This window comes from Bradyrhizobium sp. SZCCHNR1002 (genome assembly GCF_032381435.1).
GTDB lineage: Bacteria > Pseudomonadota > Alphaproteobacteria > Rhizobiales > Xanthobacteraceae > Bradyrhizobium > Bradyrhizobium aeschynomenes.
The window spans coordinates 431,303-444,743 of record NZ_JAUHIS010000004.1 but is presented as its reverse complement, the minus strand read 5'-3'; the positions used below and the strand labels follow the sequence as shown (position 1 = coordinate 444,743).

The following is a 13,441-nucleotide window of genomic DNA, read 5'->3' as shown; positions in this document are numbered from 1 at the left end:
GTCACCTCAGTAGCGCAGCACGCGTGCCCCGATGGCGGCGCCGAGCCCGGCGACGATCAGCGCTGCGGCCGTGTACCAGGTGGCGACGAACAGCGGTGAGTCGTCGTTGCAGTGCGCGGCGTAGAGCGTGGCCGCAACGCCCGCCGAGACCAGCCCGGCAATGGCGCCCGCAACCGCCGGGCGCGCCGGCGCGCCGTGGCGCAGCCCGAACAGCGCGGCCGCCAGGACCGGCAGCGACAGCGCGGGAATCGCGGCCATGCACAGCATCGAATTATGCCCCATCAGTCGCGTCATCATCGGCTCCCGCTGCGGCAGCATCATCTCGGCGGCGATGCCGCCGATCAGAACCACGATCGGTGCGATCAAGAGCCAGCTCCAGCCATGCAGCGACGCTTCGGGCCGCGACAAATGCAGGCTGAGGATCAACGCCGGGATGGCCAGCGCCGTGGTGACGATGAACTTCAGGTCGAAGAAGGGATTGCGGACCGCGATCCAGATGTCCGGCCGGACGCCGAGGCCGATCAGCAGCATCGCGGTCGACACCGGCGTCGCCGCCATCAGCGCCAATGCCATGACGATGCCGACGGGCTGCGCGCGCTGCCCATTGTCTGCGGCCAAAGTGCGGATGAGCTGATCGGTGTCCATGATCAATTGTCCCGTAGCTTGGCCGTGAGGGTTGAGAGCGCCCGGTGCAGCGCCACCCGCACCGCGCCCTCGCTCATTGAGAATTTCTGCGCCGTCTGCTTGATCGAGGCGGCCTCGACCGCGATCGACTGCAGCACGTCGCGCTGGCGCTGCGGCAGCGTCTTCAGCTGCGCCTCGACCTCGCCGGCGGACACGCTCGGCGCCGGCGGCTCGTCGGCCAGCGTCTCCGAGAAATCGTCGATGTCGACGAACACCCGCCGGCCGCGCCGGCGCAGCATGTCGATCAGCTTGTTGCGCGCGATCGCGAACAGCCACGGCGCGAACGGCGCGCTCGTGTCCCAGGTGTGCCGCTTCAGATGAACCGCCAACAGAATTTCCTGCACGATGTCCTCGGCCTGATCGGGGGGCTGACCGGCGCGCGACAGCCCGCGCCGTGATGCTGCCCGCAACACCGGCGTGATCGCCTTCAGCAGACGATGATAGGCCTCGTCGTCTCCGGCGACGGCCTGGCGCATCCAGGCTGTCCACTCGTCGTCACGCTCGCGCACCTACGCTCCCACCCCGATAGTTCGCCTCGGCCTGGAGTTTGTTACGTCACGAGGCCCGATGATCACAAATTCGTGATCATTCGTTTAGCCTCCGAACGATCCGAGTTGCGCCACACGGAGAGCACGCAACCGGGCAAATCTCGGAACCGCTCCATAGCACTGAATCGGTCCGCGCAGGATCGGTTTGTGAGCCGTGCCGCAGAGGCCGTCGACCGGGTTCGACGCCGCCTCGCTTTTGCCGTGAGCGGCAGGAAGATACCCATTTTCTGCCCCGTTCTCGACATCTGTCGAGGTCCAACTCCGTCATGGGCTGGCAGGATGGGGAGAAGGCCAACATGACGATCCAAGCCAGTGGACGTTCAGCAGTCATCATCGCCGCCGCGTTCGTCCTGAGCCTCGCCGGCACTGGATTGGCACGCGCGGCCGAAACGCAGACCTACAGTCCCTTCCTGCCGGTGGGGTCGGACAGCGCGCCCGCCGCCAAGCAGGACGTGTTCCCGGCGCCGCAGGCCGAGGCACAGGCGCAGCCGCAATCGGCCGACGCCGCAGCGGGTGATTCGGAGCAGGCCGAGCCCACGACCGTGAACATGGTCACCGTCAGCAATGACGACGGCTCCGGCTGGGACAGGGCCTCGATCATCGGCAAGATCTTCATCGCCTGCGGCACCCTGCTCACCCTGGGCTCGGCGGCGCGGATGTTCATGATCTGAGGCGCTGCGGCTACTTGATGCGCACCCCTGCAGCGGGCAGATTGCCCGCTGTTTGATTTTGCGGGGGTCGAATCATGAGCGTTTACGAGCACATCATCGTCGAGGGCAAAGGCGCGGTCGGTGTCATCACCTTGAATCGGCCGAAGATGCTCAACGCGCTGTCGTTCGGCGTCTTCCGCGAGATCGCCGCGGCGGTCGACGATCTCGAGGCGGACGACGCCATCGGCTGCATCGTCATCACCGGCAGCGAGAAGGCGTTCGCCGCCGGCGCCGACATCAAGGAGATGCAGCCCAAGAGCTTCATCGACATGTTCTCGAGCGACTTCACCGCCATCGGCGGCGACCGCGTCGCGCGCTGCCGCAAGCCGACGATCGCCGCCGTCTCCGGCTATGCGCTGGGCGGCGGCTGCGAGCTGGCGATGATGTGCGACTTCATCATCTGCTCCGATACCGCCAGGTTCGGCCAGCCCGAGATCACGCTCGGCACCATTCCGGGCATCGGCGGCACGCAGCGCCTGACCCGCGCCATCGGCAAGGCCAAGGCGATGGACCTCTGCCTCACCGGACGGATGATGGATGCGGCGGAGGCCGAGCGCGCCGGCCTGGTCAGCCGCATCGTGCCGGCCGACAAGCTGATGGAAGAGACCATGGCCGCCGCCGAGAAGATCGCCGCGATGTCGCGCCCCGCCGCGGCCATGGCCAAGGAGGCGGTCAACCGCGCCTTCGAGACCCCGCTCTCCGAAGGCATGAACGTCGAGCGCAACCTCTTCCACGCGACGTTCGCGCTGGAGGACCGCGCCGAGGGCATGGCCGCGTTCATCGAGAAGCGCAAGCCGGTGAACAAGAACCGGTGACGTGTCGCGACGTGGTTCGGTCGAACCGAGTCTTCCAAGATTGAGCTCGAGCTATCGCCCGCGTTCACAGTGCGCTCCCTCGCCCCGTTCTTTCGGGGAGAGGGTCGGGGTGAGCGGCAGCCGCACGGGTGGTGCATGTGGTTAGACCTGTACCCCCTCACCCGGATTGCATCTTCGATGCAATCCGACCTTTCCCCGCAAGCGGGGCGAGGTGCACTGAGCAAGCCGCAAGCTGCTCGCAAATGGCTGACGCGATTCGCGCCGAGCACTTGCAACCTCCCCTCGCCCGTCCACCCACCTACCGCGCGCCTATGCCACAGCACCTGCGACCAACGGTCTGTGGCGGGACCGCCACAACAATCCATGGAAAAGCCCGCCTAATTCCCCATCAGTGGTTTGTGTGTGGCCGCCCTCCGCCGTAAACAGGTAAACGACGGGTTAAGACAGTGGGACGCGGCGGAGTCGGATGGTGGGTCGAGCCAAAGAATTTGGCGTCGGCGGGGTGCGTGCAAAGCGGGTCGGTCTTGGCCTGACCGTGATTGCCGGCCTTGTCACAATCTGCTCGCCCGTGCGCGCCGAGGATCTCGCGGCTGCGCTGGCGAAAGCCTATCAGACCAATCCCGCGCTCAACGCCGAACGCGCCCGGCAGCGCGCCACCGACGAGAACGTGCCGCAGGCGCTGGCCGGCTACCGCCCGCAGCTCATCGCAAGCCTCGGCGCCGGCCTGCAGGCCGTCCGCAACCTCCTGCCCGCCAACACCGTCCAGACTGCGACCCTGAAGCCGTGGACGATCGGCGTGACCGTGACGCAGACGCTGTTCAACGGCTTCCGCACCGCCAACAGCGTGCGCGTGGCCGAGTTGCAGGTGCAGTCCGGCCGCGAGGCGCTGCGCAATGTCGGCCAGGGCATCCTGCTCGACGCCGTCACCGCCTACACCAACGTGCTGGCCAACCAGTCGCTGGTCGAGGCGCAGCGCTCCAACGTCGCCTTCCTGCGCGAGACCCTGTCGGTGACGCAGCGCCGCCTCAACGCCGGCGACGTCACGCCGACCGATGCGGCCCAGGCCGAAGCGCGGCTGTCGCGCGGGCTGTCCGATCTCAACGCCGCCGAGGTCAACCTCGCCATCAGCCAGGCCACCTATGCACAGGTCATCGGCATGGCTCCGGGGCAGCTTCGCACCGCTGATCCCATCGATCGCCTGCTGCCGCGCTCGCGCGAGGACGCGATCGCGCTTGCCAACAGGGAAAATCCGGCCGTGGCGGCGGCAAGCTTCGACGTCGACGTCGCCTCGACCGCGATCAAGGTCGCCGAGGGCGCGCTGCTGCCGAGCGTGACGCTGCAGGGCAGTGTCAGCCGCAGCCGCGATTCGGATCAGACGCTCGGCACCTTCGGCACCGACCAGGCCTCGATCGTCGGCAGCGTCACCGCGCCGATCTATGACGGCGGCACCGCGGCGTCGCAGACCCGGCAATCCAAGGAGCTTGCGGCGCAGAGCCGGCTCGTGCTCGACCAGGTCCGCAATCAGGCCCGCACCGCCGTGGTCAGCGCCTGGGTCGCCAATGAGGGCGCCAAGGTCGCCGTCAGCGCCTCCGAGTCCGAGGTGAAGGCAGCCACCGTCGCGCTGCAAGGCGTCTCGCGCGAGGCGCAGGGCGGCCAGCGCACCACGGTCGACGTCCTCAACTCGCAATCCGACCTCATCCAGGCCAAGGCCCGGCTGATCGGCGCCCAACGCGACCGCGTCATCGCCTCCTACACCCTGCTCAGCGCCGTCGGCCGGCTCGACGTCAAGAACCTCAACCTGAACACGCCGGACTATCTGCCTGAAGTCCACTACCACCAGGTCCGCGACGCCTGGCACGGCCTGCGCACGCCCTCGGGGCAGTAGGCACGGTGGGCCGGCGTGAAGGCCGGATTCGGTCGAGACGATCAGGATGACGCGGGCAAAGCGTTTACTCGCCGTGTAGATGCTCTCTCTCTGTCAGCTCGTGCGCCTATCTCGCCACACACTCCGCGCTCACCCTCCCCTGGAGGGGGAGGGTCGCTCGAGCGCGAAGCGGTCGAGCGGGGTGGGGTGATCTCTCCTCGGGCACAGGCGCTCGTGGAGAGATCACCCCACCCCGCCTCACGTTTCGCTTCGCTCCTCGTGAGGCGACCCTCCCCCTCCAGGGGAGGGTGGCACCGTCTCCTTGGTTGCTCGCCCGGAGTCAGAGGCATGGTTTGGATCAACGGCAGCGCGAGCCGTTCGGCTGTTCGCCCTTGCCCCCTGCCCCGCCCCGGTTCACGCTCCTCCCGCAACACCACGCGCGTCACGCTCAACGCACGCGCGACATCCGGGGAGACCCATCATGCTCGACCGCCGCAGCCTGCTGCTGGCCTCGCTCGCCGCCGGAGTGACGATGACGACAGCCCGCGCCAAACCCTCGCAGCCCGCCACCCCGGTCGACTTCGACGTGCCCGCCGATGCCTGCGACTGCCACACCCACATCCACGGCGATCCCGACAAGTTCCCGTTTGCGGCGACCCGCGTCTACACGCCCGAGCCGGCCTCACCGGAAGAGATGGCCGCCCTGCACAAGGCGCTGCACATCAAGCGCGTGGTCATCGTGACGCCGAGCGTCTACGGCACCGACAATTCCGCGACCCTGTTCGGCATGAAGGCCAGAGGCAACGACGCTCGCGGCGTCGCCGTGATCGACGACAAGACCACCGAGGCGCAGCTCGACGCGATGAACGCGGATGGCTTCCGCGGCATCCGCCTCAATCTCGCGACCGGCGGCATCAACGATCCCACCATCGGCCGCGCACGCTTCCAGGCCGCCGTCGAACGCATGAAAGCGCGCGGCTGGCACGTCCAGCTCTACACGACGCCTGCGATGATCGCCGCCATCAAGGACCTCGTGATGCAGTCGCCGGTCACGGCGGTGTTCGATCATTTCGGCGGCGCGCAGGCCGCGCTCGGCCTCGAGCAGCCCGGCTTCTCCGACCTCGTCGAGCTCGTCCGCATCGGCAAGGCCTATGTGAAGATCTCCGGCGCCTACCGCGCCTCGACGAAGGGTCCTGACTACACCGACGTCATCCCGTTCGCGAAAGCCCTGATCGCCGCCAACCCCGACCGCATCGTCTGGGGCACCGACTGGCCGCATCCGGACTCGTCGCCCCATCCCGAGCTGAAGGCGACGGATGTCAGGCCGTTCTATCCGATCGACGACGGCCGCCTGATGAACCAGCTGCCGGTGTGGGCACCAGACGCCGCGATCCGGAAGAAGATCCTGGTCGACAACCCGGCCCGACTTTACGGCTTCTGAGCCGAGACCGCGGCCTCAATCCCCGTCATTGCGAGGGGCGAAGCGACGAAGCAATCCAGTGTGGTGGGCGGGACCCTGGATTGCTTCCGCCGCCGCCCTTCGGGCTATGGCGGACACGTCGCTCCGCTCGCAACGACGGTTGGGCAAGCAGCCTGCGCCACTCTCCGCCGTCATCGTCCGCGAAGGCGGACGATCCAGTACACCGGGACGGTCGTGATCAACCCGTTACGCCGCGGCGTACTGGATGCCCGCCTACGCGGGCATGACACCGAGTTTTTGCCGCGCATGCTTTGCCGTAGCCCGCATGAGCGCAGCGACATGCGTGTTCTCACACGCCGTGCCGGAGAACCCGGGGCCGCTTCGCTCGCCCGGGGCTACGCACCTTTCGTCATTCCGGGGCGCGCGTAGCGCGAGCCCGGAATCCATAGCCACAACTATCTCGATCGAAGCGCGATGGATGTGGCCAAAACTCGTACAACGATCACCATTCGTGGTTATGGATTCCGGGCTCAGCCGCTCGCGCGGCTGCCCCGGAATGACGACCGTTTGCGTGACAACGAGCTTGGCTCACAAAAGCAGATGACGCTGCGCGCTAATTCGACCTACTCGTCACATCAGCTACCGCGCGATTCTCGCTCCGCACCGTGGTGAACATGTCCCAGATCGCGATGAACATCGCCGCGATGACCGGGCCGATGATGAAGCCATTCAATCCGAACACCTCGATGCCTCCCAAGGTCGAGATCAGCACCACATAGTCCGGCATCTTGGTATCCTGTCCGACCAGGATCGGGCGCAGCAGATTGTCGACGAGGCCGATGACCAGCGCGCCATAGGCGATCAGGATCACGCCATGCCAGATCGAGCCGGTGGCCAGCAGATAGAGCGCGACCGGAAACCACACGATCCCCGCGCCCACCGCGGGGAGCAGCGACATGAAGGCCATCACCACCGCCCACAGCAGCGGCGCGGTGATACCGAGGAACCAGAAGATCAGTCCGCCCAGCGCGCCCTGCGCCAGGGCGACGACCAGATTGCCCTTTACGGTCGCGCGGATGACGATGATGAACTTCGCGAGCAGCGCGTTGCGTTGCTCGTCGCGCAGCGGGATGGCGTCCGCGATCCGCTTCGACAAGGTCTCCTCGTCGCGCAGCAGGAAGAACAACAGATAGAGCATGAGAAAAAGGCTGACGAAGAACTCGAACGTCCCCTGCCCGATGTTGAGCGCTTGGCCCGCGATCACCTGGCTGCCGCGCAGCAGCAACGCCGACAACCGGTCTTTCAGGCCGGCCAAGCTGCCGAGCCCGAACCGATTCAGCAGATCGACGATCCAACCGGGCAGCGCGTCCAGCATCTTCTGAAAATACTGCGTGACGTCCAACTGGCCGCCCTGCACCTGCCCGTACACGCCGGCCGCCTGTTGCGCCAGCGCCGCCGCGACCAGCGAGAATGGAATGATGATGATCAGAATGACCAGCAGCACGACGATGGCCGCCGCCAGCCCGTCACGACCGTGCATCGACTGTGACAGCCGGCGGTGCAGCGGAGCGAACACGATCGCGCCGACCACACCCCACAGCAGCGCGCCATAGAACGGCAGCAAAATCCAGCCGAGCGCGAGCGTGATCACGGCGAGCAGGAACAGCAGGACTCGGTCTTCGAAGCTGCGCATGTCAATCTTTCGTCTGGCCGCGACTTCCGTTCACGCGCCCAGGTTTCAGGGAGGCTCGTGAGCCGGACATCGCCGCATTCTTAACGTCAACGCACGAACGCGCCAATCGGGCTCCAATCTCGTCGCGGACCAAGCGACCCGCGTGCGACATGATCATCGCAGCCCATATCACGCTCAGCGTGAGGGATACACGCCGCCTCCACATCGTCATTCCGGGGCGCGCGCAGCGCGAGCCCGGAATCCATAGCCACAACCGTCCAAGAGGAAGCGAGCTGCACGTGGCCCGATCCCGCCCGGCAACTGCAGTTCGGGAGTATGGATTCCGGGCTCAGCCGCTGTGCGGCTGCCCCGGAATGATGGCGGAACACGAGGTAAAGCCTTGCACTAGATTGGCCCAGGGACTGCACGGCGAGCAAAACAGCATCAAGGACGCGCGCTCCTCCCCGCGGTCATTCCGGGGCGCGCGCAGCGCGAGCCCGGAATCCATAACCACGACCGTCCGAGAGGGAGCGAGCTGCGCGTGGCAGCCGCTTCGCCCCGCACGGCAGTTCGTCAGTATGGATTCCGGGCTCAGCCGCTGCGCGGCTGCCCCGGAATGACGGCTGAGCAAGTGGCATGGAGTGCGCCAAAAGACTGATTTTACCAGCGCTGACAACAACAAAGCCCGTTTCAAGAGCCGACGCGAAAAATAAATCACTTCCGAAAATCAGCAAATCATGGGTATAACGTCCGCGTTCCGGCCCGGATGAGGGGCGTACGCGTCGTCACGACACGTTGGGCCGGCAATGCGGTGGACGTGAGGGCATCGGCGCGCATCCTGTGCGGACGAACGATGCACTGACGTACGTGAAGTCGCGTGGTCCTGGCCTCCCGGTGCTGAGGCCAAGGTTTGCGGAGGTCTGACGAGCTCTGCGGCCGACGGGGTCAATCAAGCCGGTCCCCGAGGAGAGCGCGTATAAGCGTGAAGCCCACCGCGCAGGGAATGCTGGGATGTCTCGGCTGACCTGTGGTGACTGCCGCCTGCTTTTCTTTCTGCAGGCGGGCCATGGGTGCGGCCAGCGCCCGGCATTCCCTGCGCCCTCATCATTATCGAGGGCCCGCCATCTGGATCAGCTCGGGCGCCCAGCGCCGCGGGATCGAGAGCGTGCGCCGATTGCTCGACTGGTTGTCGTACAAACGAGTCTCGATGCTGCCGCTCCACACGTGCAGAGGCAAGTGACGTCGATGATGAGATCGCTCGCGCAGCAATCACAGCCACCCTCCCCTGGAGGGGGAGGGTCGATCGCACGCGAAGCGGGCGAGCGGGGGTGGGGTGAGCCACGAGCGCCGTCGCATGTGGAGAGATCACCCCACCCCGGCTCACATTCGCTCCGCTCATGCGAGCCGACCCTCCCTCTCCAGGGGAGGGTGGCAGCCGGGTTCCCACGCAATTCGCGGTCAGAACCGAGAGCCAGCGAGTGCGCCGCCATCGCCTGCCCCGTTGCCAACCGCGCGGCAAGTCGCAATAAACAGCGCTTTCCGAGCCGGTCCCAGCCGGCCCGTCGACCTGGAGGCATGATGATGACGACGACACCGGCCGCAAAATCATCCGACAAGGATGTCTGGCGCGTCGGCGTGCTGTTCTCGCGCAGCGGCCTGATGCAGGTCACGGAGTCCGAGCACTTCTTCGGCACGGCGCTGGCGATCCAGGAGATCAACACCGCCGGCGGCGTGCTCGGCCGCGAGATCGAGGTCATCGCCTATGATCCGGGCTCACAGCCCGAGACCTTCCGCAAGCTCGCCGACCGCCTGCTGACCGAGGACGGCGCCTCCGTCATCTTCGGCTGCTCGACATCAGCGGAGCGCAAGGCGGTGCTGCCGGCGATCGAGCGCCGCAACGGGCTGCTCTGGTATCCCTCGCTCTACGAAGGCTTCGAATACTCACCGAACGTGATCTACACCGGGCCGGCGCCGAACCAGAACGCGTTCCAGCTCGCCGAATACATCGTGCGCAAGCACGGACCGCGCGTCTATCTGATCGGCTCCGACTACATCTATCCGCGCGAATCCAACCGCATCATGCGTGACCTCGTCGAGTCCTATGCCGGCCGCGTCGTCGGCGAGCAATATGTGACGATGGAAGCGACCGATGCCGAGCTGACGCGCGGCCTCGACGCCATCCGGGACGCCGCGCCGGACGTCGTGTTCTCGACCATCGTCGGCCGCACCGCGCAGCGCTTCTACCGGATGTATGCACAGGCCGGCTTCGATCCCAAGCGGCTGCCGATCGCGAGCCTCACCATGGCCGAAGGCGAGGTACGCGCCATCGGCGCCGAATATTGCGCGGGCCATCTCACCGCGGCGAGCTACTTCGGCACCTTGGCGCGCGAGAGCAACGATCGCTTCAAGGCGGCGTTCGCGGCCACCTTCGGGGCCGACACGCCGGTCAGCATGTGGAGCGCCTCGGCCTATGCGCAGATCAAGCTGTTCGCGCGGGCGCTCGAACAGGCCGGCAGCCTCGACACGCAGAGGCTGGTGGAGGCCGCGCTCGGTCTCAGCCTCGAGGCGCCGGAGGGACCGATCCGCATCGATCCCGACAACAACCATGTCTGGACCACGCCGCGGATCGGCCGCGTCCGCGCCGACGGCCAGTTCGACATCGTCTGGGAGAGCAAGAGCCCGATCAAGCCGGATCCGTATCTGTCGGTGTCGCCGATCGGGGGCCGCTGGCTGAGCGAAGAGGCGCTGTCAGCATGAGGCCGGATGACCGCATGAAGCCCGGCGTGCGCCGCCTGATCGAGGAGCTGCGCGGCGCCCGCGTGCTGGTGATCCATCCGCGCGACGCCGAGGGCGACGCGCTGATCGATCAGCTCAAGCGCATCGGCTGCAACGTGCGCGGCGTGTGGCCGCCGCCGGCCGCGATCCCGCACGATATCGACACGGTTTTCCAGCTGATCGAGACCTCCGAGGAGATGATCTTCCCCGAGGGCACCACCGAGCATCCGCTCACCTTCATCGCCATCGTCGACTACGAGAACCCGACGATCCTGAAGCGCCTGCTCGACAGCAATGCGCACGGCGTCGTCAACAAGCCGATCCGCTCGTTCGGTATTCTCTCCTCGCTCGTGCTGGCGCGCTCGCTGCGCGGCTACACGCGCCGGCTCGAAGGCAAGGTGCAGAAGCTCGAGGAGACGCTGAAGGCGCGACGCGACGTCGACAAGGCGGTCAAGATCCTGATGGGGTTGAAGCAGGTCGGCGAGGTCGAGGCCTATGAGCTGATCCGCGCCCAGGCGACGCAGAAGCGCGTCGCGATGGCCGACATTGCGATCTCCATCATCAATGCGCAGGAGACGCTGGGAGGATTGGGGGTGCTGGATGCGCCGGTGTCGCGCTGAGGGCAGATTGTCGCGCCCACGGGTTGGGCAGCCGCGGCCTCAAATTTTTGCAAGCGACGGCGTTGACTTCGCTTCGCGCATTTGAGTTACTTGAGGCCAGCGCGGACATCGAATGTCCGCCAATGGCCGGTCGGCCATTTCACATCAGGCTATGCAGCCCTCGTATTGCGCCGCAAGGCGCAGTCGGGGGCTTTTTGTTTGGCGCGCGCGACCCTCGCGAACGCAACGGAGACTCGTGCCTTGACGACGGATGACGACAGCAAACTGCGGATCGCCTGCATCCAGATGCAGCCGATGGTCGGCGAATTGGAAACCAACCTCGCCCACAGCCTCGATCTGATCCAACAGGCGGTGGCGCAAGGCGCCAAGCTCGTGGTTCTCCCCGAGCTCGCCTCCTCCGGCTACGTGTTCAAATCCCGCGAGGAGGCCTTCGCCGCCTCCGAGACCATTCCCGGCGGCCCCGCCGTGACCGCCTGGAGCGAGATCGCGGCCAGGCATGGCCTGCACCTCGTCGCCGGCATCTGCGAGCGCGACGGGACCAAGCTCTATAACAGCGCGGTGCTGATCGGGCCGAAGGGCTACATCGGCACGTTCCGCAAGGTGCATCTGTGGAACGAGGAGAACCTGTATTTCGAGCCCGGCAATCTCGGCTTCCCCGTCTACCACACCGAGATCGGCCGCATCGGCATGGCGATCTGTTACGACGGCTGGTTCCCCGAGAGCTACCGCCTCAACGCGCTGCAGGGCGCCGACATCGTCTGCGTGCCGACCAATTGGGTGCCGATCCCCGGCCAGGCCGAGGGCCGCGAGGCCATGGCCAACATCCTGGCGATGGCGGCCGCCCATTCCAACTCCATCTTCATCGCCTGCGCCGATCGCGTCGGCGTCGAGCGCGGCCAGCCGTTCGAGGGCCAGAGCCTGATCGTCAGCTACACCGGCTGGCCGGTCGCCGGCCCCGCGAGCCGTGACAAGGAGGAGATCGTGATCGCCGACGTGGCGCTCGGCGAGGCCCGCCGCGCCCGCAACTGGAACGCCTTCAACCAGGTCCTGCGCGACCGCCGCTCCGACGTCTACGACGAGATGCTCGGCAGCGAGGTGAAGCGCGGCTGGTACTGACAACTTCGCCTTTCTGTTTTCACCATTCACGGAGGACAATCGATGACATCGCGTTTGCTCACCACCTCACTCGCGCTCGCCCTCGCGGCGACCGCGCTCTCGTCTGCCTTTGCCGCCGATCCGATCAAGATCGGCGTCCCCGTCGGCCTGTCCGGCGCCAACTCCGTCGTCGCCCCGTCGGTGGTGCAGTCCGCCGAACTGGCGGTCGAGGAGATCAACGCCAAGGGCGGCGTGCTCGGCCGCAAGCTGGAGCTCGAGGTCGCCGATGACGCCTCGGGCGCGGCCGGCGCGCAGAAGGCGTTCGACGCGCTGATCTTCCAGAAGAAGGTCAACGTGCTGATCTCGATGGAGACCAGCGCCGCCCGCAACGCCGGCCTGCCGATCGTCGCCCGCGGCAAGACGCCCTACATCTACACCTCGTTCTACGAGGGCAAGTCCTGCAGCCCGTATCTCTACGTCAACGCCTGGGTACCGGACCAGCAGGTGCCTCCGATCGTCGACTACTTCAACAAGGAGAAGAAGGCGAAGAGCTACTTCCTGATCGGCTCCGACTACGCCTTCGGCCGCGGCATGCTCGCATTCACGAAGACGTATATCGAAAAGACGGGCGGAAAGGTCGTCGGCGAAGAATACCTGCCGATGGATGGCTCCGACTGGACCTCGATCATCTCCAAGCTCAAGGCCTCCGGCGCCGACGCGCTGATCACTTCCACCGCGGGCGGCGCGCCGAACGTGACGCTGACCAAGCAGCTCCGCGCCGCCGGCGTGAACCTGCCTTACGGCAATCTCGCCGTCGACGAAGGTACGGCCAAGGGCATGGGTGCTGACGCGGCCGGCATCTATCTGTCCGCCTCGTACGTCACGGGCATCGATACGCCGGCCAACAAGACCTTCCTGGCCTCGATGGCCAAGAAGTTCGGTGCCGAGCTGAAGACCCCCAACGATCTGTCGGTCCCGCAATACGAGGCGGTGTACGCCTACAAGGCGGCGGTCGAGAAGGCCGGCGGCATCGACCAGGACAAGGTGCTCAAAGCACTCGCCGAGGTCTCGGTCGACGGTCCGCGCGGTACGATCAAGATGGACAAGCAGCGCCATGCGCCGCTGACCATGTATCTCGGCCAGGTTCAGGCCGACGGCAGCGTCAAGGTCATCCAGAGCTTCAAGGACGTCGATCCCGGCGCGCAGTGCCCGGGCAAATCGTGAAACAGCACGCCTGA

General features: G+C 66.3%; 11 protein-coding genes. 8 read left to right on the top strand and 3 right to left on the bottom strand.

All coding sequences use genetic code 11. The features are described from left to right. Positions 1–6 precede the first annotated feature (6 nt). Positions 7–645 carry a DUF1109 domain-containing protein gene (locus tag QX108_RS21600; RefSeq protein WP_315782458.1) on the bottom strand — a complete coding sequence of 213 codons (639 nt, stop codon included), beginning with the start codon at positions 643–645 and terminating at the stop codon, positions 7–9. Positions 646–647: 2 nt separating this feature from the next. Beyond that, positions 648–1,193 (bottom strand): sigma-70 family RNA polymerase sigma factor, encoded by a 546-nt coding sequence (locus QX108_RS21595; RefSeq protein ID WP_172112101.1) that lies wholly within the window; start codon positions 1,191–1,193, stop codon positions 648–650. A 335-nt stretch (positions 1,194–1,528) separates the two neighbouring features. Here QX108_RS21595 and QX108_RS21590 point away from each other — a divergent pair, with 335 nt between their 5' ends. From QX108_RS21590 to QX108_RS21575, 4 genes are all read left to right on the top strand, one after another. Then, on the top strand, positions 1,529–1,903 hold the full coding sequence (locus QX108_RS21590) for a hypothetical protein (protein WP_315782460.1): 375 nt from the start codon (positions 1,529–1,531) through the stop codon (positions 1,901–1,903). Positions 1,904–1,977: 74 nt separating this feature from the next. Then, a complete protein-coding gene (locus tag QX108_RS21585) occupies positions 1,978–2,757 on the top strand; it encodes an enoyl-CoA hydratase (protein WP_315719252.1) in 780 nt (259 codons plus the stop codon). A gap of 466 nt (positions 2,758–3,223) precedes the next feature. Further along, positions 3,224–4,642 carry a TolC family outer membrane protein gene (locus QX108_RS21580; protein WP_315719251.1) on the top strand — a complete coding sequence of 473 codons (1,419 nt, stop codon included), beginning with the start codon at positions 3,224–3,226 and terminating at the stop codon, positions 4,640–4,642. 460 nt (positions 4,643–5,102) lie between these two features. After that, positions 5,103–6,062: an amidohydrolase family protein gene (locus tag QX108_RS21575; RefSeq protein WP_315782463.1), complete on the top strand. Its 960-nt coding sequence runs from the start codon at positions 5,103–5,105 to the stop codon at positions 6,060–6,062. Between the two features lie 592 nt (positions 6,063–6,654). Here QX108_RS21575 and QX108_RS21570 read toward each other — a convergent pair. Next, positions 6,655–7,734 (bottom strand): AI-2E family transporter, encoded by a 1,080-nt coding sequence (locus QX108_RS21570; protein ID WP_315719249.1) that lies wholly within the window; start codon positions 7,732–7,734, stop codon positions 6,655–6,657. 1,560 nt (positions 7,735–9,294) lie between these two features. On the opposite strand from QX108_RS21570, the gene QX108_RS21565 reads away from it, so the two are divergent. The 4 genes from QX108_RS21565 (at position 9,295) to QX108_RS21550 (ending at position 13,427) form a co-directional block, all read left to right on the top strand. Continuing rightward, entirely contained in the window at positions 9,295–10,470 is a 1,176-nt protein-coding gene (locus QX108_RS21565; RefSeq protein ID WP_315782465.1) for a transporter substrate-binding domain-containing protein, read from the top strand. A gap of 14 nt (positions 10,471–10,484) precedes the next feature. After that, positions 10,485–11,108: an ANTAR domain-containing response regulator gene (locus QX108_RS21560; RefSeq protein ID WP_011925683.1), complete on the top strand. Its 624-nt coding sequence runs from the start codon at positions 10,485–10,487 to the stop codon at positions 11,106–11,108. Between the two features lie 240 nt (positions 11,109–11,348). Further along, positions 11,349–12,224 (top strand): nitrilase family protein, encoded by an 876-nt coding sequence (locus tag QX108_RS21555; protein ID WP_315782468.1) that lies wholly within the window; start codon positions 11,349–11,351, stop codon positions 12,222–12,224. Between the two features lie 42 nt (positions 12,225–12,266). Next, positions 12,267–13,427 (top strand): substrate-binding protein, encoded by a 1,161-nt coding sequence (locus QX108_RS21550; RefSeq protein WP_315782470.1) that lies wholly within the window; start codon positions 12,267–12,269, stop codon positions 13,425–13,427. Positions 13,428–13,441: the final 14 nt, after the last annotated feature.

What these genes read in the sequence shown, in the direction of transcription:
- QX108_RS21590 (WP_315782460.1), top strand. Translation starts at nt 1,529, where the DNA reads ATGACGATCCAAGCCAGTGGACGTTCAGCAGTCATCATCGCCGCCGCG.
- QX108_RS21580 (WP_315719251.1), top strand. Translation starts at nt 3,224, where the DNA reads ATGGTGGGTCGAGCCAAAGAATTTGGCGTCGGCGGGGTGCGTGCAAAG.
- QX108_RS21560 (WP_011925683.1), top strand. Translation starts at nt 10,485, where the DNA reads ATGAAGCCCGGCGTGCGCCGCCTGATCGAGGAGCTGCGCGGCGCCCGC.
- QX108_RS21585 (WP_315719252.1), top strand. Translation starts at nt 1,978, where the DNA reads ATGAGCGTTTACGAGCACATCATCGTCGAGGGCAAAGGCGCGGTCGGT.
- QX108_RS21565 (WP_315782465.1), top strand. Translation starts at nt 9,295, where the DNA reads ATGACGACGACACCGGCCGCAAAATCATCCGACAAGGATGTCTGGCGC.
- QX108_RS21575 (WP_315782463.1), top strand. Translation starts at nt 5,103, where the DNA reads ATGCTCGACCGCCGCAGCCTGCTGCTGGCCTCGCTCGCCGCCGGAGTG.
- QX108_RS21600 (WP_315782458.1), bottom strand. Translation starts at nt 645, where the DNA reads ATGGACACCGATCAGCTCATCCGCACTTTGGCCGCAGACAATGGGCAG.
- QX108_RS21570 (WP_315719249.1), bottom strand. Translation starts at nt 7,734, where the DNA reads ATGCGCAGCTTCGAAGACCGAGTCCTGCTGTTCCTGCTCGCCGTGATC.
- QX108_RS21550 (WP_315782470.1), top strand. Translation starts at nt 12,267, where the DNA reads ATGACATCGCGTTTGCTCACCACCTCACTCGCGCTCGCCCTCGCGGCG.